The sequence below is a fragment of the Vampirovibrionales bacterium genome, assembly GCA_016712355.1.
In the GTDB taxonomy this organism is placed as follows: domain Bacteria; phylum Cyanobacteriota; class Vampirovibrionia; order Vampirovibrionales; family Vampirovibrionaceae; genus JADJRF01.
The window spans coordinates 18,260-32,754 of the sequence record JADJRF010000001.1 but is presented as its reverse complement, the minus strand read 5'-3'; the positions used below and the strand labels follow the sequence as shown (position 1 = coordinate 32,754).

Sequence of the window (14,495 nt, the reverse complement as noted above, 5' to 3'; positions counted from 1 at the left end):
TCACGCTGCCATCTGGATTGTGGCGCGCCATGTTGAATAGGTAGCGCATCCAGTGTGACCAAATTTCATGCTGTACGCCGGCAACCGCTTCGCGTGTATCGCTGCTCATGCTGTTTCTCCCCTAGTCCTCGTCAGGCGGCCAATCGACATCGACCCACTCGGCGCCGTTCCACTCGAAACCAAGCTCGCCTAGCCAGGCTTCCAACTCGTAGTCTTTGTACTTGCGGATTTCTTCTTCCGGCACCTCTGTTTCCGCTAACAGAATGTCGATTGCCAAAATGCGTTGATAGTCACCCACGTGTCACATGTTCCTTTCTACATGTCGAATCGTTACGAAACGGCCAGGATCGAATGGGTCTTCGACCAATGGAGCATCATATTCGCCCACGTAGCGCATATCGGCGTCAACCAGCACGGCGCCGGCTTTTCGCAGCTCGGCTGCTCTCTGGAGTCTGGATCGATCAGTATTGGATAGTCGCTGATTCCAGAATTGCGCCGACAGTGTTTTGAGTTCTTCAACCATGATCTTGAACCACGCTTCCGCGTTCAAGTCGAGGACATCCTGTTCGGTGTAACGAAGTTCGGTCATAGCGCCGCCACCACACGTTCGATCAGCATCTGCATGATCGGCGGCGTCACTGCATTTCCGTACTGGCGCACCTGATCACGATTGTTCCCGCGCACGATGTAGTCCGTCGGGAACGCCATCGCCGCCTTGATTTCGTGCGGGCGCAACATCCTGAATCCACAATCCTCGACAGATGACACATCGCCTGGTTGCACCAGATAGTGACGCGGCTGCGTGCTCTGCGTGGGCATAGGCTCATCAATTCCGCTGACAGCGGCTTGGACGCCGGCAACACGCGTGTAATAGCCGAGCAGGAAGGGCGGCACAATCAATGCGTGGCGGTCGGTTGTGGTTACGGTCGGAACTGGTTCGCTTGCCGGTTTGGCGACGCCAGTGCTGTAGTAGGGCATGATCAATGCCGTGTCTTGCCTGGTCGTCTGCGTCGGCATCGGTTCGGACGCGCTTCGCGCCCTATTGTTCGATCCGCCATACGACAACTGCACGACCAACGCGTGATGGTCGTATGTGGTGATCGTACCGAATGGCGCATCGCTCGCTGGCCGTGACCAGCCAGGCGTGTAGTTGGCAACGATCAGGTCTTGCCGCCCGTACTTGTCCAGTCCCCTCTGGATGCGTTCCAGAGTCTTGGCCTTGAGCGGTTTGTCGCGGTCGCCAATGCGCGTGGCTGGCAGCGTCCAGTCGATTGCAGATGCAGCGGGGTTGTAGAACGGCTTGACCTCGGCGGCGCAAATTGGACAACGATAGACGTACTGCGCACCGTATCGGCCCCACCGCTGACCGTGACGCTTCCAGGACTGGACGCTCTCGACGGTCTTGCCGCATGTCTCGCAGTGCGCAGCCGGGTGGAAGTCGAGATCAGGGCGTGCATTGCCCTTGCGCGAGAAGATGACGTACATGCGGTCTCTCGACTGCGGCGTCGGCCACGCAAACATGCTGTTGAAGAAGACGATCTGATGCTCATAGCCCAACAACTGCATGGCGTGCAGCCATGCGTCCCACGTGACCCAGTGCCGCGCATCGACCACGTTCTCTACAATGATGGCGTTGTAGCGGTGATACTCCGCAAATCTGGGCACGTCCCACATGGTCGCCCGGCTGCGCTCCTCTGCCGGGTCGGGCACGTTCGCACCGAACAGATCGGGCTGGCTGAATCGGCGTTTGCCTTTCGCCAGGCTGTGATTTGTGCATTCTGGAGATGTAATCAGGATGTCCGTCGATGGATAGCGACGCGGATCGCACGCCGAAATGTCGGTGCAGTCGTGCATGGCGTTGGGAAAGTTGCTGTTGTGCGTCTCGATGGCAAGTTGCCAGTGGTTGAGCGCCAGCCGAAGCTCTACGCCAGCCGCGGTCGCGCCGATACTGGAGCCGCCCGCGCCGCAAAACTGGTCAGTTACGGTGAGATAGGATTTCTTGGTCATTGTTCTGCGCTCTTTCCTCTTTCATCTGCTCCACGCAAGCCAGGCAGTACGCCTTGACCGCGCCATCTTCCCGGATCGCCATTTCGACAACCGCCGACCCACACCGTGCGCACACGGTCGAGGCCGGCATCCGCACGCGCCCGATCTGGCGCAGAAAGCCGTCAGTCTCCATACGCCAGCGCGCCTTGTTCGACCTTGATAACTTTGGATCGCTGAGCTTTGCGCCGCGCATCGCCGGCTTGCGCCTCTCGCATGGCATCTCGAATCCAGCCCAAAAACAGGTGGTTGTCGATCTTCGGCATCTTGCTGTTGAACTCCAAGAATACAAACCACCGGCTGTAGAGCAACTTGATCGCGTCTGTCGCTTCCTTCTCATCGAAGCCGGCCAGACCGTAACCGAACACACGCATGTAGTACCGCCAGACGGCGATAGGATCATCCGCGTAAGCCGGGTTGTTGCGCGGTGGGTTGGTGCGGATGGCCGATTCGTTGGCGGCGATGTAGTCGTCAAGTTGAGCGGAGTGCTTCATGGCTCTCTCTCGATCCACGCGACCAATGCCAGTATTCCGGCGCGAGTGCGCGCATCGTATGCGGCGCTCGCAAGGATTAGACGTTGAACCCAGTTCGCCCGATTCCTGGTGCAGTCGCACCAGTCGAGGAGGCGCCGAAACTCGTAGATGGTCACGGCGTCACTTCCCTATCGCGCAGATTCCGCAATGCCCGCTCGCACCCATCGCTAATAGTTCCGTAGGATGGCGTTCCTGGGATAAATCGGACGCGGCCATCGTCGTAGCTGATCCAGTACTCTTTTGTATCTTGGAACGCGACCCGGATCGTCACGCTGCTCATGCGTGGCAGAGCGTCAAGCAATTCTTGTAGAGCTTGTGCATCTAATTCATTCATTTCATCCCCTCCGCTTGCGCTTCCAAGTCATCCGCCACTTGATACCACAACCTGGCGCGCGCCCGATAACTGGACACGTCACCGCGTGGCAGGCCGAGCGCGGTTTCTCGGTCAGCGAAGGCGGCGTGATCGTCGGCTATCCTGCGCCAGTGCGCAGCGGCGTCAAGCACTTGTTGTTTGGTGATCGGTTGCGGCGTCAGGTGCGCCGTGCGTGGCTTGGTGTACCGTGGTAGCATCGTCGATCCTCCGTAGTCGTGCCAACTTCACTATGCCGCTACCACCGCAACGATGGCAGTGTGGCCGATGCTCTGGCGTGCAGCGGCACGGGCGTTCCTCGTGTGTCCAGACGAGCGTCTTGAATCCCATGCCGTCAGTCACGCGTCACCTCTGCTTGTGTTGCCGCCAACGGACAATTCGCCAGCGTGCAAATTCCGTAGGCCAAGATCGATCCGCCGGACAACCACCAACGTAGCCCCAAGCCGTCAGGCGATTGCAGCAGGCAGCGATCTAGCGCCGCGCCGGATGCTTCGACATTCAGCCCATTGACGCGCCGGCGTTCTATTTCCGGCGTGACGCGCCGCTGGCAGTTGCGGCGGATTTCTTGCCAGTGCCCGACGATCTGGAAACGTGCCGGCGAGCGTAGACTCTCTAGGAGAGCTTGCGCAGCGTCGGCGTTGCCTCGGTCGAATTCCTCAAGAGCGATAAACGCTACTGTCGGCATGTTCTTTCTCCTCTGAGGAATCAGAGGATGACGGCGCCACCCTCTGTAGTCGTGCGCTCCTGTAGATGCCCGTGCCACTGCAACGGTGGCAGAATGGTCAGTGGGACGGCGTACAGCGGCACGGGCGTTCTTCGTGCGTCCATTCGTAGGCGACGGGCAGCTTGCCCGTACCGTTGCAGTCTGGGCAGGGCACACCGTAAAAGCCAAAGGTGTCCACGCTGCCAGTTCCACTGCACATTCTGCATGTGGTGTCAGTCACGCGTCACCTCGATCAATATGTCCTGCCACGCACCAGCCAACGGCATATCCCGCCGCAACGTCCGATGGTTCCGTTGGCGATCTGGCGCCGCCACCCAACACCCGAACAGCAAGTCGGCCACAGGCTGATGATCCCAGTAGAGGCCGGCTCCGCTTGCGTCTTGCGTCCACCAGCGCGCCCATTCCGGTGCGTGTGCAAGTAGTTCCGAGCGCACACGCTGATCGACACTAGCATTATTGATAGCAATCAGACGCGTCCCCATCGGTGGTACGTCTGGCAGTAGATTGATTTGGGTAGCAGACATTTCAACACCTTTCCGCCCTGTATATCCGCCGATCATTCGCCGTTTTACTTGCCCCAAAGCCATTTGCCGAACTGCTTTGCAGCGCCGGCTGTTGGCGCGTTTGCCTTCGCAGCGCGCTTGGCGCTGGCCTTGCGCTTGCCCGCTGTGCTTCCCCAGGGCGTCGGCATCGACGGCTTTTGCCCTTCGGCCACTTGCCGGTTTAGCCGGTTCTGTGCCCAGGTCAGATTACGTCCCTCGACCAGATCGCCGCGCAGTTCGTACCGGTTGAGCAGGCACCACGTCACCAGCGCGTACTCGGCCCACTTGATACGATCCTCGGTGACGTTGCGAAAGGTCACTTCGATCAACATCAACGCTGGCTGGCCTTTGGGCGCCACTGCGACGCCGGCGGCCACACCGGCCGCGCCCGCCGCCATGCCCAACCCGGAGCCAGTGGCGACCGCGCCCACAAATGTCACGGGCGGCAGCAGGAAGCCGCCAGCGATGACGACCGACCAGGATGCCAGTAGCAGCAAGTTTTCCGCTGGCGCTTTGAACCGCTCGAAGTCGCGTACCCGCCGCGTCGCGCCGTTGGTGTAGTAGAGTTCGGCGGCGTACTTGATGTCGAGCTTGTACTCGGCCAACGCGTCTTTCAGTCCCCAGGGTTTGGCGTTGGGTGGCGCCGTGATGTAGTAGGTCTGTCTCACGCCTCACCCCCATAGACGGCGGCAAAAATTCTGACGCAGTGCGCACACAGATCGTCACGCGTCGAGATGTAAGCGGCGATCTGTGCGCCGTCCATCCCAGATGCTTCCAGCGTCAACATATCGCGCCGGCACAACGCCAATCGCCGTCTGGAGCGACCGACGACCGGCGCGTCCAGCGCAATGTGAGCGCGCAACGCACCAGCATCCAACCGACCAACCACAAATGATGGCGACGCGCCGTTGTCGTCTTGTACCAAATGCAAGATTGCGCCACACTGCTTCTTCCCGGTGCGACGCCCACACACGCCGCCGATTACACGGTCGGCACAGTTCGGATCATGACGATCCGAACTGTGCATGTGGCCTCTGGTGCATTTCAACAGCACGCCGCCTCTCCTACATCCCGCCAGCGGCGCCGGCGGCCACAACAAAGAAACCCAACACGCCGACGATGCCAATAATCAGCATCACATAGAAAACGCCTGAGTAACCACCTTCTTCTTCCATGATGTCCCCCTGATGAATTATGAAACATTGCCGATTCAGTAAAATAATACCATACAGCATAATATATGTCAATTATGCATAAACAAGGACGCCAGGTACATACACCTGGCGTCCTTGCGGAAGTTTGGCGGCTCTCGCTATGGCGTCGGCGTAACGATGGTCAGAGTCGGATGGATCGGCGGGATTGGCGTCGAGGTTGCGGTGGGCGTCGCCGTGTTCGTGGGTGTAGGCGTGACGATCTCGATACCAATCAAGGCGCCGCCGGCAACCAGCGGCAGAAATAGTTCCGGGCTGCGCGTGGAGGAGATTGGTGGGTTTGGGTCTGGCGTCAGCGGCGGCGTCGTCTCGCAACACGCACGCGCCGGCAAGTACAGCGCCAGCAGTAGGGCGGCCAGCACGATCATCAGAATTGCACGCTTCTTAGATGACATCTTCATCGCCAATCGCCTCAGTCGCCATCGTTGTAATCGCCGCCGTACACCCGTCCCACGCCGTACACCCGTCCCACGCCGTCACCATCATCGCCGCACTGTACCGGTCGAGACCGTGCCCAAGCTCGGCCAGCACTAGATCAGATAGTCGTGCCCAGTCGTCTTGCGTCACCGGCGTGAACGCATCTAGCGCGTACGGATTATTCAACCGCGCCGTCTGCACCGCACTCTCCCACGCCGCCACTCGCGCCCGCAGCCTGGCGTTCTCTACCTGCATCGCCAACGCCCGATTCGACGCAACTGTCAGCCCCTTCCGTACCTGGCTGATTGCATCCGCCCACGCCGTCATCGTCCGATTGCGATGGCTTGGCGCAGGCTCCGGTATCGAATCCAGCTTGTCCCATAAGCTCAACAACTCCAGATGTAAATCGTCCATGTCGCTAAATCCTGTAGTCCTTGATCACTTTGCCGGCGTGCTCATCTCCAGCGACGCGCATGTCCCACCAATACAGCCCCTTGTGTTTTCCAAAGAGACCGCCGGAATTGCGATAGTCCTTAAAGTGGCCGCGCACAATGTGCATTGCGCGCTTGGCGCCGACATTGCCGCCATCGGTCGCCGTCGCCGCCTGCTTACGTATAGACTCGATAGTCAGCGTCTTGAATGTGATGGCGGGTTTACCTTCACGCCGTCGCCGCTTGGCAACGGCTGGCGGCAGCGGGCTATCGACAAGATGCACATTCTTGGCGTGCATCAAGGAGGTGGCAAACAGGACGGGATGAAACGTGCCCCAAATCTCGTAGCCGTACAACCAGTGTTCCGTTTCGTCGGTATCCTGGCGTCTTTGCTCGATTGTCGCCTCGGTTTCTACAAAATGGTCGCCATCTTCATCGAACTCGTACAAGATGCTGTCGGTGATAAGTTCCCCTTGCCGGGTGCATTTTGCCGTCATTTTCCACCAGGGATGGAGCGATCCTTCCCATCCATCGAACCAGCGACCCAAATGTCCTGTTTTGCGCTCCATCCGTTCCAAGCGCGCGTTCAGCATCCGCCAAGATTCCCAGGTAATCAACCACCCATACTCGGACTGCAACGGTTCGGCGCGAATCAGGTATCCCATCGTGTCGATGTTGTTTCCGACTTCCGTGAAGACACCGTTGGCGTCAACTATGTCGCTGATCCACTTCGGAATCTTGTACTCCATCCATGTCACAGGGAAGGGTGGAATGACGGCGGGAAAGTCGCCATCCCACTTCCAGGCAAAAACCTTGTGCGGAGTTTCAAGCATCAACGGTTCCACGATGATATTCTTGGTGTCATCGAAGAACCACGTGGCGGCGTTCGTGATGTTCACCGCCTGTAGTTGGGTGCGATCTGGCAAGCCTTTTGTTAGCGCGTCGTAGTGCCGTTCCAGCATGTACATGCTATGCCCCTCCTGTCGCCACCTGCACGCAACTCGCCAACAGCGTTGCGCTGGTCGGCGTGTACTGCACGTCGTCATCCTCGAAGTGTGCGAACTCTGCCTCGGCAATCCGCTTGGCGTATACGAGCGCCGTCTGAATGTCGCCGGCCACGACGTTGACTTGCATCTCCATTGCCATCTGCGGTTTGTTTGGTGAAAGCTCAACCTGCCACAAACTCAGATAGTCACCGTCTCTGCCTTGCAGTTCGTACTGTCCCCTACCTGCCAGGTAGGGGTAGTAGGGCGCTGAGTCCCAGATCAGGTTGTTGTCGCTCGACAACCGCTCAAGGCGCTCGAAGTCGCAGCGCGACTCGATTACGATGCCCTCCAGATCACCTGGCCGGCGCATTCGCTCATGCAGTATCCGGTCGCCTTGTCGTTTCGCCGCTCTCATGGCTCCCTCTGGTGTCTCAGAGAGCGCGTACACCACAAGCGACGCGCCGAGTTCCAGTTGGTGCGGACGCAACGTTGCTTTCCACAGAATCATGATTGCTCCTTTCTTGAAGCGTCAGCCAATCGTCGGTTTCCGTATCCCTCGCGATAGCCGGCGGTGTGGCCGGCGAAGAATGCTGCGTGAGCAAGCTCCTCGGCATCGACGTTTTGCAGCAAAGCAAGCGCGGCTTCGACGCTGCGTGCAATCTCAAGCGCCGGCGGAATCGGGCGCGGCGTCTCGATGGCATTGCGCCATTGCTCGTTGTCGGCGCGCAACGCTTCGTTCTGACGCATGACTGTCCGCGCCAGCGATGCCAGGTCACTATCGTCGTACCCATCGAGCGCAATGCGAACGCGCTCAAGCTCAGCCGCCAACAGATCGGCTCTTGCTTTTTCCACCTGCCACAGTTCTGCTACGTTCTCTTTGTCCAAAATCATCGGGCAATCCTTTCTTATGCGTTGTCGCCTACGCTTACGGCGTTTCGTTCCACTCGCGCCCGTCGAGCAGTCGGCCGGCTGCGGCCTTACCGACGCGGTAAACCGTTGGTCTCAAGGAGCGCAACTCGACATCGCCAACCATTGTGCCGGAAAACTCGTGCCGATTCACCCCTTCGGGCGGCGTTTCATACCACCCGGCACGCGCCCGCCCAGTTACCGTAATTGAGATGGGATCGCCCCATTCGCCCCACTGCTTGAAGAAGAAGGGAACGCCGGCATCGACGCATTGATCGCGCAGCAAGCGCGCCCATTCCGGGTTCATCGGGCGCGCTTGCTGCCCAGACTCCCCGCCTACGATTACCCAGTGGATACCAGTCTCGCCAACAGGCAAGCGCACGGATTCGTTCGCCATGCCGTATGTCCCACGATCATCGAGGATTGCGTGCGTTTGCTTGCGCACTAGCACTCCATTCAACCGGATCAAATCGACCGGGCTAAGCAACGGCTCGCACGACAGGAAGCGCACCTTTGCCGGCGCCGCCAGCAACTTCGGAATGCGTTCGTCGGCGGCTTCCTGGTTCTCGACCGACGTACCAAGCCAGACGTTGGAATAGTAGCCCGTTTCCAACAGGCGCCAAGCGTCTAGCGTCCCACCCGGCGTAGTAATGGCACGCAGCATCGGCTCGATATTCTCTGGACGTTTGGTCAGCAGCAGCCAATCGAGCATCCGCGTCTTCGCAATCAACTCGAACAGGTCAGCGCGCCACGGTGCAACTTCTTCGCGACCCTCGAAGACATCGGCCAACGACGCGCAGAAGACGCGCAACCGCCGGCCTTCCTTTTCCGCTTGCCGGTTCCATGTCAACGGCTTGCGCCAGTTGGCGTCGCTGGTGCGCACGCGCGTGCCAGCCGGCCCCCACTTCACCTTGCCGTAGCGCGTGTCCATCAGCGTCTCGGCGTAGCAGTGCTTGCAGCCAGAGCTTACCTTCTGGCAACCCACCCAGGGGTTGAAGGTAAACCCAGGCGTCACCGTGCCATCCGGGTTGCGCTGGTGCGTCCACTCGATCTTCGTTTCTGCCACTTGTCACCTTCCCTTTCTTTCTTTGCCGGCTTTGCCGCGCGGCGCTGCCGGCTGAAGACCATCCCCGTGACCCGTTGCCCAGGCGATTGCGTCGAAGATAACTTCGACCGGCGACGCCGTGTGCTTCTTCTTTCCGTCCCAGGCTGGCGGTGCGCCGGCGTGCCGTTCGGCGCGCTCGCGGTTGCGCGGATCGATTAGTTTGTTGACCAGCGGCACACCAGCGCGCAATAGGATGTATTCCGCCCAGGCCGCCTGTTTGCGGTTGATGTTTGCCCACCGGATCGTCTCGCCGTTGCGCGTGTACATGCCGACTTCGTAAAAATGAATCCTGTACGTTCGCAGTAGGCTGCTTACGCGGTAGCCGTTCCAGCCAACCCACTCGATGCGATGCAGCCGGCCGTGCTTCGCCAAACCAATCAGGGTTGCAAAAGGCGAAATGATGTCCACCTACTCCTCCTCCTTGAACGCAGCGCCGGCCAACGTCAAGACCGCGCCATTCCGCAACGGCTTCACTTCGATCACGGCGGAGAACAGATTCACGCCGGTTTCGATCCAGACTTCGACCGGTAAACCGTCGGCGTCGGTTTCCGGCCAACTTGCCAACAGGGTGCGCAACTGCGTCACGGTCAGCGCCTGGTCGAAGCTCAACGTCATCGCTTGTGGCGTCACGTTCTGCGAAGCGGGTTGCTGCGCCGTGCTGACGAACTGCGCCACGCGGCGTCGGAACGACTCGAACTCGTCGCCGGTCATCTCGCCTTCGTAGCTGGCAATCGCCGTGCCGTCTTCGTACACGCGCAACCGCACAGTATCCGGCTCCGGGTAGACGCGTTCATCCGCCCACCGTTTCAGCACGAACGTGCCGGCGATCAAGGCGACAACAGAAGTCGTCTCGACCGGATATGCGCGGAACAGCATCACCATGCCGACGAGCACCGTCCAGGGCAACAGAAAATACACGACCCACTTCATAAAGACTCCTTCGCTTTGCGATTGAACGTTGATTCGATGACGCCGTACTTGCCGCTGGCGGCCTCGAAGTGCATACCGAAGATTCTGATCCCGCCCGGCACGAAACTCAGCACGGCGATGCTGTGCGCCAGTTGGTTCGCCAACTGCGACGCCTCCCCTGTCTTGCCGCCAAAGAGCAGCGCATCGCCGCGCTCACCGAGCACCTGCGAAAACTCAGACAGCGACGCGAACTGTTCAGGCGTCGGCCCGCCGGCGCTTTTCAGTTCGCGCATCAGCAACGGAACGGACGCCGACAGGAACGCCGGCAACGGGTGCGTGCTATTCATTGCTTTGCTTTCTCCGTTCGACATAAATCACAGTATGCTAAATTGAGGGTTAGCCGACAGTACATCGGCGTCGAACCACAGCGTGTCGCCGCCATCGACCGCGACGCGTACGCGCTCACGATTCGACGCCGGCGCTTCGACCACGCGCCCGGTGTACTCGGCGGTGCGCCCGCGCCCAAGCTGATCCACGAGCGCGCCGGAAAGCACGCTGGCATCGATTTTCACCCAGTCCCCAACCCGAAAAACGCTCATTTGCCACCCTCCAAAAATCGACCTTCACAGACGGGCTGCAAGGCCACTTCGCGCGCGTCCCGCGTAGTTTTGATCTCGCGTGACCTCGAAACGCCGTGTAGACCCTCTCACGCCCCGTAGCGGGCATTTTCGCGCGATGCACTCCCAGAAACTCTTTTGCTATGCCTTATTAGCACTAATTACACCGCGCATAAAATCCGCCGATCATTCACCGCTTTATGCCCGTAGGCATATCGGCGGCGATCAGGAAGCCTGACCGCGATCCTCTTGTTTGACCGTCTTCACGAAGTACGGTGCGCCGTCCACGTAAATTACCAGGCCGTAACCCTCCGCGGTTGCGATTGGGCCGGCTTCTTCTGGGACGCATTCGTAGATTTGCGCAATCACGTCGGCGCGTAACCAATCCGCACCGATGAAGATGTTGCCGACGTTGCTCACCACGTGGACGCTTTCGCCCGGTGCGATCATTGCGATGGCGTCCTCTTTGCTCAGGCAGACGCGATCTCCCCCTGGTACATTGACGAACTGCATTTTCTTCTACCCTTACTTTCTGCGCACGCCGTCCGGCAAGCGCACAATCAACGCATCCGGCATCGTCTCGGAAACGATGCGCGCCACCATCGACCAATCGCCGCCGCCGAGTCCGCTGCCCAGACCGAACGGCACATAGACTTGCGCGCCGATTGTCGAGTTATCCAACGTCTCGCTCATTGCGACTAGCGCCTGGCGTAACGCATCGTATGCCGTCTGTTGGCTGCCGCGCCCGACCGTGAATTGAGCGTAGAGATTGCCCACCCACGCCGCCGGCCACGATTGGCAGCGGAAGATCGTCGCGTCGCCTAGCTTGCGGTCGTCGTTGCGATACGCTTCGTACCACGCCGGCCAGCGTTGTCGAATTTGCAGCGCGATGCCGGCGCCCGCCGCGCGGATGCAGTTGACCTGGTGCAGCAGCACGCCGCCCTCACGCCCTACGATGTCGAGCGCATCCCCCACGATGATCCGATTCACCACAATTGCCACCACGCTTTCTGTTCCGCTTGCTTTCTGGCCGGCTTGCCCTGTCCCGGCTGCTTGATTTTGCAACCTGGCTCAACCCAGGCTTTAGGCATGACGCCGTTGTGTCGCGCCGCCCACTTCATGTTGCGTTTGTCGATAGGCTTCGACAGCAACGAAAACTGCGTCGTGCGGCACAACAGGTATTCCGTCCACGCCGCCGCGCGTTGACGCACGACAATCTCGGCAATGTAGATGTACGCCCCACTCACACCATCATCCGTGATCTCGCCACCTAACCCGCGTCCGTAGGTGCGCATCGAGAAGCGCACACCGTAGGGTTGCAGCGCCGTGAGCACCGCGCCGCGGATCGGCGTGCAAATGCCTTTGCCGACGATGATCTTCCGTTGCTGCTCTGGGTCAGGTTTGCGCATGGTTCACGCTCGGCGGGACAGCCAGAAGCTCCGTCCAGGGTGCAAGGTGGCTTTGCGCAAACGGATGGGTGTACGGGTACTCGATCCCATCCAAATCTTCCGGCTCCACGCAAACGACGTGCAGGTCGTACCCCTCGCCGTCAGCGACGAAGGTCTCGAAGGTTGACTGGCGATTGGCAAGCGCGTCATCGATGGCAGCGCGCAACGCGACCAACGCATCGCGCGTGCCGACAATGCCGGCTTCGTCGTGCCACGTGACCGGCGCGTACACATGCAGGATTTCATAATCAGATCGGCGCACGGCTACTCCCCTTTCCCGCTTAAAATCGCACCCGTCCAAAGCGCATCCGGGCGCCCGAACGTGTCGCGCCGCACAGCTTCGTCTTCGGGGATGTCCGACCACACGTGTTCGTCAACGGCAATCGTGTCGCGGATCGCCTGCACGCGCAGGTGGTCGATGTGCTTCTCGACTTCGCTACGGCTGGTGCCATCCGGCACGTCGAGCGTCACGTTGAAGGCAGCCAGCGACGCGCCAGTGTCAAGACGCTTTACCACGAAGCGCACGTAAATCTGACGATCTTTCACCAGCATTCCGTCACCTCGCCTTTCTCGCAATCAGCGATGATCTCCGCAGCCATGTCACGGTGATACTTGGATGGCTGCGCCCCTGGATCGGTGAGCACCTGCGATGCGTACAGGCGCGCTTTCTCGAAATTGCCGGCTTTCAGGTAGAGACTCGAAACTGAGATCGCTATGATCGTCCAGGTCGGTTCGCTTTCGGGTGGAGCCGGCAGCAACTCGAAAGCCTGGCGCTCCAGTTCGGCGGCCTCGGCAAATCGACTTGTCGCCGCAGCCGTGTCGCCAAAATGCCGGAGTATGTGCGCGTCATCCGCGATGCGCATTGCCTTGTGGTGAAGGTCACGAACTGTGAGCATTTCTCCTACCCGTTACCTTCCGCCGGCCCGGTCAGCAGACCAGCCGACCGCTCGTACATCGTCTGCCCAGTGTCGGTCAAGCTGTACGCGAAGAACACTTCCCGCAGATCGACCATCTGCGCCTCAACAATCGCCATTTGCGCTTCCACCCAATCTTTGAGAATCCGCCACGCCACGCGCAGCGCCTGGGCTTCGGTGCGCTGCGCCTTCGTTGTGCGCGGGTCGCGCTGGAGTTGCTTCCACACCGCGTGATGGCGGCACGGCAACTGATAGCGGAAGATTGCACCCGACGCGGCGATCTCGAACGCCAGTGAGACGGGGTTGCCGGCATCGTCGTACCCGACAAGCACACCACGCGCACCTTTGCCGGCAAGAAGTTTCTGAATCTCGCCCACGCTCTTGTGTGGGTCGATGGTCGTGGTGTAGTTAAGCACCGCCATGATCGACTCCTTGCTCGACGCTCAGCATCACGTCGATCTGAAGTTCCACGCTCCCGATGCGCCAACGCAAGAGCACCACCCCAACCGGCGCCGCGTCGTCCTTGACTAACCGCACGCCAAACACCTTCCGGTATTGCAACTGCTCTGGCGTCAGGTTGAGCAACGGCGCCGTGTCGCCGGCCAGCACAAACCGCGAATCGCTGCCGGGCGTAAACGCACCACGCGACATCGCCGCATAGTACGCATTCGCCAGCCGGCTATACGCCATCTGAAAGTCAATCATTTTCATTATGTCGAATCCGGGTGGTCGATTCTTGCACGACGGTCAACGCCTTCTGGAGTTCGTTGACCTGCCGGCGGTGAAGTTCATCGAGGTGACGCTGGCGCAGTTCCATGTCCTCGAACTGGACGCGGTAGTACTGTGCGGACATCCACGCCTTTTCGTTGTCCAGTCGGAGAAGGCTATTCTCCTGCAACTGTTGCTGCCAGCGACGATACAGCGACGCCCATAGGACAATCGCCGCCGCCAGCGCGATTGCCAACAGGACAATCGCTCCCCACAATTCAGAGTTCGGCATGTGTAACCTCCTTGATCCTGGTTGCCGTGTACTCCGGCACCAAGTAGCCCGTGGCGCGATAACGCGGCAGCTTGGCGATAACTGCGTTCGTGGCGTCTTCGTTTTCCAAGTCGGTGATCTCCTGCCACTCGCCCCACGTGCAGACGCGCACGTCAAGCTCGCCGCCGTTGAGCAGATGATAGTCGCCGTTATCATGTTCGCTTGCGTACTCTACGACCGCCGCCTGTTCATCATCCGCAAAGATGCTGGCGGGGTCGCCGTCAATGTCGAGGAAAACCGCCCAACGCGGCTTGCACTTGTGGTTGAACAATCTGATCTCCCCGCAAATCGGGCATCTGT

At 59.8% G+C, this 14,495-nt stretch carries 28 protein-coding genes; all 28 read right to left on the bottom strand.

The window, feature by feature from the left end; genetic code table 11:
- Nucleotides 1-121 precede the first annotated feature (121 nt).
- The 28 genes from IPK79_00215 to IPK79_00080 all read right to left on the bottom strand — a co-directional run bounded on the left by IPK79_00215 (nt 122) and on the right by IPK79_00080 (nt 14,466).
- A complete protein-coding gene (locus tag IPK79_00215) occupies nt 122-298 on the bottom strand; it encodes a hypothetical protein (GenBank protein MBK8188856.1) in 177 nt (58 codons plus the stop codon).
- Nucleotides 299-301: 3 nt separating this feature from the next.
- Entirely contained in the window at nt 302-589 is a 288-nt protein-coding gene (locus IPK79_00210; GenBank protein ID MBK8188855.1) for a hypothetical protein, read from the bottom strand.
- Nucleotides 586-2,007 carry a DNA cytosine methyltransferase gene (locus IPK79_00205; protein ID MBK8188854.1) on the bottom strand — a complete coding sequence of 474 codons (1,422 nt, stop codon included), beginning with the start codon at nt 2,005-2,007 and terminating at the stop codon, nt 586-588. The genes IPK79_00210 and IPK79_00205 overlap by 4 nt, the downstream gene beginning before the upstream one ends.
- Nucleotides 2,008-2,168: 161 nt before the next feature.
- Entirely contained in the window at nt 2,169-2,537 is a 369-nt protein-coding gene (locus IPK79_00200; GenBank protein ID MBK8188853.1) for a hypothetical protein, read from the bottom strand.
- Between the two features lie 369 nt (nt 2,538-2,906).
- Entirely contained in the window at nt 2,907-3,146 is a 240-nt protein-coding gene (locus IPK79_00195; protein ID MBK8188852.1) for a hypothetical protein, read from the bottom strand.
- A gap of 134 nt (nt 3,147-3,280) precedes the next feature.
- Complete coding sequence (locus IPK79_00190) at nt 3,281-3,631, bottom strand: hypothetical protein (GenBank protein MBK8188851.1); 351 nt, start codon at nt 3,629-3,631, stop codon at nt 3,281-3,283.
- Between the two features lie 607 nt (nt 3,632-4,238).
- A complete protein-coding gene (locus IPK79_00185; GenBank protein ID MBK8188850.1) occupies nt 4,239-4,880 on the bottom strand; it encodes a hypothetical protein in 642 nt (213 codons plus the stop codon).
- A complete protein-coding gene (locus IPK79_00180) occupies nt 4,877-5,260 on the bottom strand; it encodes a hypothetical protein (protein ID MBK8188849.1) in 384 nt (127 codons plus the stop codon). Before IPK79_00180 ends, IPK79_00185 begins: the two co-directional genes overlap by 4 nt.
- Before the next feature lie 264 nt (nt 5,261-5,524).
- A complete protein-coding gene (locus IPK79_00175) occupies nt 5,525-5,824 on the bottom strand; it encodes a hypothetical protein (protein MBK8188848.1) in 300 nt (99 codons plus the stop codon).
- Complete coding sequence (locus IPK79_00170) at nt 5,808-6,254, bottom strand: hypothetical protein (GenBank protein MBK8188847.1); 447 nt, start codon at nt 6,252-6,254, stop codon at nt 5,808-5,810. Before IPK79_00170 ends, IPK79_00175 begins: the two co-directional genes overlap by 17 nt.
- A 4-nt stretch (nt 6,255-6,258) precedes the next feature.
- Nucleotides 6,259-7,239 carry a hypothetical protein gene (locus IPK79_00165; protein ID MBK8188846.1) on the bottom strand — a complete coding sequence of 327 codons (981 nt, stop codon included), beginning with the start codon at nt 7,237-7,239 and terminating at the stop codon, nt 6,259-6,261.
- A 1-nt stretch (nt 7,240) separates the two neighbouring features.
- Nucleotides 7,241-7,765 carry a hypothetical protein gene (locus IPK79_00160; GenBank protein ID MBK8188845.1) on the bottom strand — a complete coding sequence of 175 codons (525 nt, stop codon included), beginning with the start codon at nt 7,763-7,765 and terminating at the stop codon, nt 7,241-7,243.
- Nucleotides 7,762-8,148 (bottom strand): hypothetical protein, encoded by a 387-nt coding sequence (locus tag IPK79_00155; protein MBK8188844.1) that lies wholly within the window; start codon nt 8,146-8,148, stop codon nt 7,762-7,764. The genes IPK79_00160 and IPK79_00155 overlap by 4 nt, the downstream gene beginning before the upstream one ends.
- Before the next feature lie 34 nt (nt 8,149-8,182).
- A complete protein-coding gene (locus IPK79_00150; protein MBK8188843.1) occupies nt 8,183-9,214 on the bottom strand; it encodes a phage Gp37/Gp68 family protein in 1,032 nt (343 codons plus the stop codon).
- A gap of 18 nt (nt 9,215-9,232) precedes the next feature.
- The gene (locus tag IPK79_00145) at nt 9,233-9,676 is read right to left on the bottom strand and encodes a hypothetical protein (protein MBK8188842.1); all 444 of its coding nucleotides are present in this window, start codon (nt 9,674-9,676) and stop codon (nt 9,233-9,235) included.
- On the bottom strand, nt 9,677-10,198 hold the full coding sequence (locus IPK79_00140; GenBank protein MBK8188841.1) for a hypothetical protein: 522 nt from the start codon (nt 10,196-10,198) through the stop codon (nt 9,677-9,679).
- Nucleotides 10,195-10,524: a hypothetical protein gene (locus IPK79_00135; GenBank protein MBK8188840.1), complete on the bottom strand. Its 330-nt coding sequence runs from the start codon at nt 10,522-10,524 to the stop codon at nt 10,195-10,197. The genes IPK79_00140 and IPK79_00135 overlap by 4 nt, the downstream gene beginning before the upstream one ends.
- Before the next feature lie 27 nt (nt 10,525-10,551).
- Nucleotides 10,552-10,776, bottom strand: coding sequence for a hypothetical protein (locus IPK79_00130; protein ID MBK8188839.1), 225 nt, complete (start codon nt 10,774-10,776; stop codon nt 10,552-10,554).
- Nucleotides 10,777-11,019: 243 nt separating this feature from the next.
- Nucleotides 11,020-11,307 (bottom strand): hypothetical protein, encoded by a 288-nt coding sequence (locus IPK79_00125; GenBank protein MBK8188838.1) that lies wholly within the window; start codon nt 11,305-11,307, stop codon nt 11,020-11,022.
- Between the two features lie 12 nt (nt 11,308-11,319).
- On the bottom strand, nt 11,320-11,859 hold the full coding sequence (locus IPK79_00120; GenBank protein ID MBK8188837.1) for a hypothetical protein: 540 nt from the start codon (nt 11,857-11,859) through the stop codon (nt 11,320-11,322).
- A complete protein-coding gene (locus IPK79_00115) occupies nt 11,781-12,203 on the bottom strand; it encodes a hypothetical protein (GenBank protein ID MBK8188836.1) in 423 nt (140 codons plus the stop codon). The genes IPK79_00120 and IPK79_00115 overlap by 79 nt, the downstream gene beginning before the upstream one ends.
- Nucleotides 12,190-12,504: a hypothetical protein gene (locus IPK79_00110; GenBank protein MBK8188835.1), complete on the bottom strand. Its 315-nt coding sequence runs from the start codon at nt 12,502-12,504 to the stop codon at nt 12,190-12,192. The genes IPK79_00115 and IPK79_00110 overlap by 14 nt, the downstream gene beginning before the upstream one ends.
- A gap of 2 nt (nt 12,505-12,506) precedes the next feature.
- Nucleotides 12,507-12,794, bottom strand: coding sequence for a hypothetical protein (locus IPK79_00105; protein ID MBK8188834.1), 288 nt, complete (start codon nt 12,792-12,794; stop codon nt 12,507-12,509).
- Nucleotides 12,785-13,138, bottom strand: coding sequence for a hypothetical protein (locus IPK79_00100; GenBank protein ID MBK8188833.1), 354 nt, complete (start codon nt 13,136-13,138; stop codon nt 12,785-12,787). The genes IPK79_00105 and IPK79_00100 overlap by 10 nt, the downstream gene beginning before the upstream one ends.
- 5 nt (nt 13,139-13,143) lie before the next feature.
- Complete coding sequence (locus IPK79_00095) at nt 13,144-13,578, bottom strand: hypothetical protein (protein ID MBK8188832.1); 435 nt, start codon at nt 13,576-13,578, stop codon at nt 13,144-13,146.
- Nucleotides 13,565-13,867 (bottom strand): hypothetical protein, encoded by a 303-nt coding sequence (locus IPK79_00090; protein ID MBK8188831.1) that lies wholly within the window; start codon nt 13,865-13,867, stop codon nt 13,565-13,567. Before IPK79_00090 ends, IPK79_00095 begins: the two co-directional genes overlap by 14 nt.
- Nucleotides 13,854-14,156, bottom strand: coding sequence for a Vpu (locus IPK79_00085; GenBank protein MBK8188830.1), 303 nt, complete (start codon nt 14,154-14,156; stop codon nt 13,854-13,856). The genes IPK79_00090 and IPK79_00085 overlap by 14 nt, the downstream gene beginning before the upstream one ends.
- A complete protein-coding gene (locus IPK79_00080; GenBank protein ID MBK8188829.1) occupies nt 14,143-14,466 on the bottom strand; it encodes a hypothetical protein in 324 nt (107 codons plus the stop codon). The genes IPK79_00085 and IPK79_00080 overlap by 14 nt, the downstream gene beginning before the upstream one ends.
- Nucleotides 14,467-14,495: the final 29 nt, after the last annotated feature.

What these genes read in the sequence shown, in the direction of transcription:
- IPK79_00190 (MBK8188851.1), bottom strand. Translation starts at nt 3,631, where the DNA reads ATGCCGACAGTAGCGTTTATCGCTCTTGAGGAATTCGACCGAGGCAAC.
- IPK79_00085 (MBK8188830.1), bottom strand. Translation starts at nt 14,156, where the DNA reads ATGCCGAACTCTGAATTGTGGGGAGCGATTGTCCTGTTGGCAATCGCG.
- IPK79_00125 (MBK8188838.1), bottom strand. Translation starts at nt 11,307, where the DNA reads ATGCAGTTCGTCAATGTACCAGGGGGAGATCGCGTCTGCCTGAGCAAA.
- IPK79_00100 (MBK8188833.1), bottom strand. Translation starts at nt 13,138, where the DNA reads ATGCTCACAGTTCGTGACCTTCACCACAAGGCAATGCGCATCGCGGAT.
- IPK79_00175 (MBK8188848.1), bottom strand. Translation starts at nt 5,824, where the DNA reads ATGAAGATGTCATCTAAGAAGCGTGCAATTCTGATGATCGTGCTGGCC.
- IPK79_00090 (MBK8188831.1), bottom strand. Translation starts at nt 13,867, where the DNA reads ATGAAAATGATTGACTTTCAGATGGCGTATAGCCGGCTGGCGAATGCG.
- IPK79_00130 (MBK8188839.1), bottom strand. Translation starts at nt 10,776, where the DNA reads ATGAGCGTTTTTCGGGTTGGGGACTGGGTGAAAATCGATGCCAGCGTG.
- IPK79_00140 (MBK8188841.1), bottom strand. Translation starts at nt 10,198, where the DNA reads ATGAAGTGGGTCGTGTATTTTCTGTTGCCCTGGACGGTGCTCGTCGGC.
- IPK79_00210 (MBK8188855.1), bottom strand. Translation starts at nt 589, where the DNA reads ATGACCGAACTTCGTTACACCGAACAGGATGTCCTCGACTTGAACGCG.
- IPK79_00115 (MBK8188836.1), bottom strand. Translation starts at nt 12,203, where the DNA reads ATGCGCAAACCTGACCCAGAGCAGCAACGGAAGATCATCGTCGGCAAA.
- IPK79_00170 (MBK8188847.1), bottom strand. Translation starts at nt 6,254, where the DNA reads ATGGACGATTTACATCTGGAGTTGTTGAGCTTATGGGACAAGCTGGAT.
- IPK79_00095 (MBK8188832.1), bottom strand. Translation starts at nt 13,578, where the DNA reads ATGGCGGTGCTTAACTACACCACGACCATCGACCCACACAAGAGCGTG.
- IPK79_00160 (MBK8188845.1), bottom strand. Translation starts at nt 7,765, where the DNA reads ATGATTCTGTGGAAAGCAACGTTGCGTCCGCACCAACTGGAACTCGGC.
- IPK79_00165 (MBK8188846.1), bottom strand. Translation starts at nt 7,239, where the DNA reads ATGTACATGCTGGAACGGCACTACGACGCGCTAACAAAAGGCTTGCCA.
- IPK79_00135 (MBK8188840.1), bottom strand. Translation starts at nt 10,524, where the DNA reads ATGAATAGCACGCACCCGTTGCCGGCGTTCCTGTCGGCGTCCGTTCCG.
- IPK79_00155 (MBK8188844.1), bottom strand. Translation starts at nt 8,148, where the DNA reads ATGATTTTGGACAAAGAGAACGTAGCAGAACTGTGGCAGGTGGAAAAA.
- IPK79_00200 (MBK8188853.1), bottom strand. Translation starts at nt 2,537, where the DNA reads ATGAAGCACTCCGCTCAACTTGACGACTACATCGCCGCCAACGAATCG.
- IPK79_00195 (MBK8188852.1), bottom strand. Translation starts at nt 3,146, where the DNA reads ATGCTACCACGGTACACCAAGCCACGCACGGCGCACCTGACGCCGCAA.
- IPK79_00105 (MBK8188834.1), bottom strand. Translation starts at nt 12,794, where the DNA reads ATGCTGGTGAAAGATCGTCAGATTTACGTGCGCTTCGTGGTAAAGCGT.
- IPK79_00205 (MBK8188854.1), bottom strand. Translation starts at nt 2,007, where the DNA reads ATGACCAAGAAATCCTATCTCACCGTAACTGACCAGTTTTGCGGCGCG.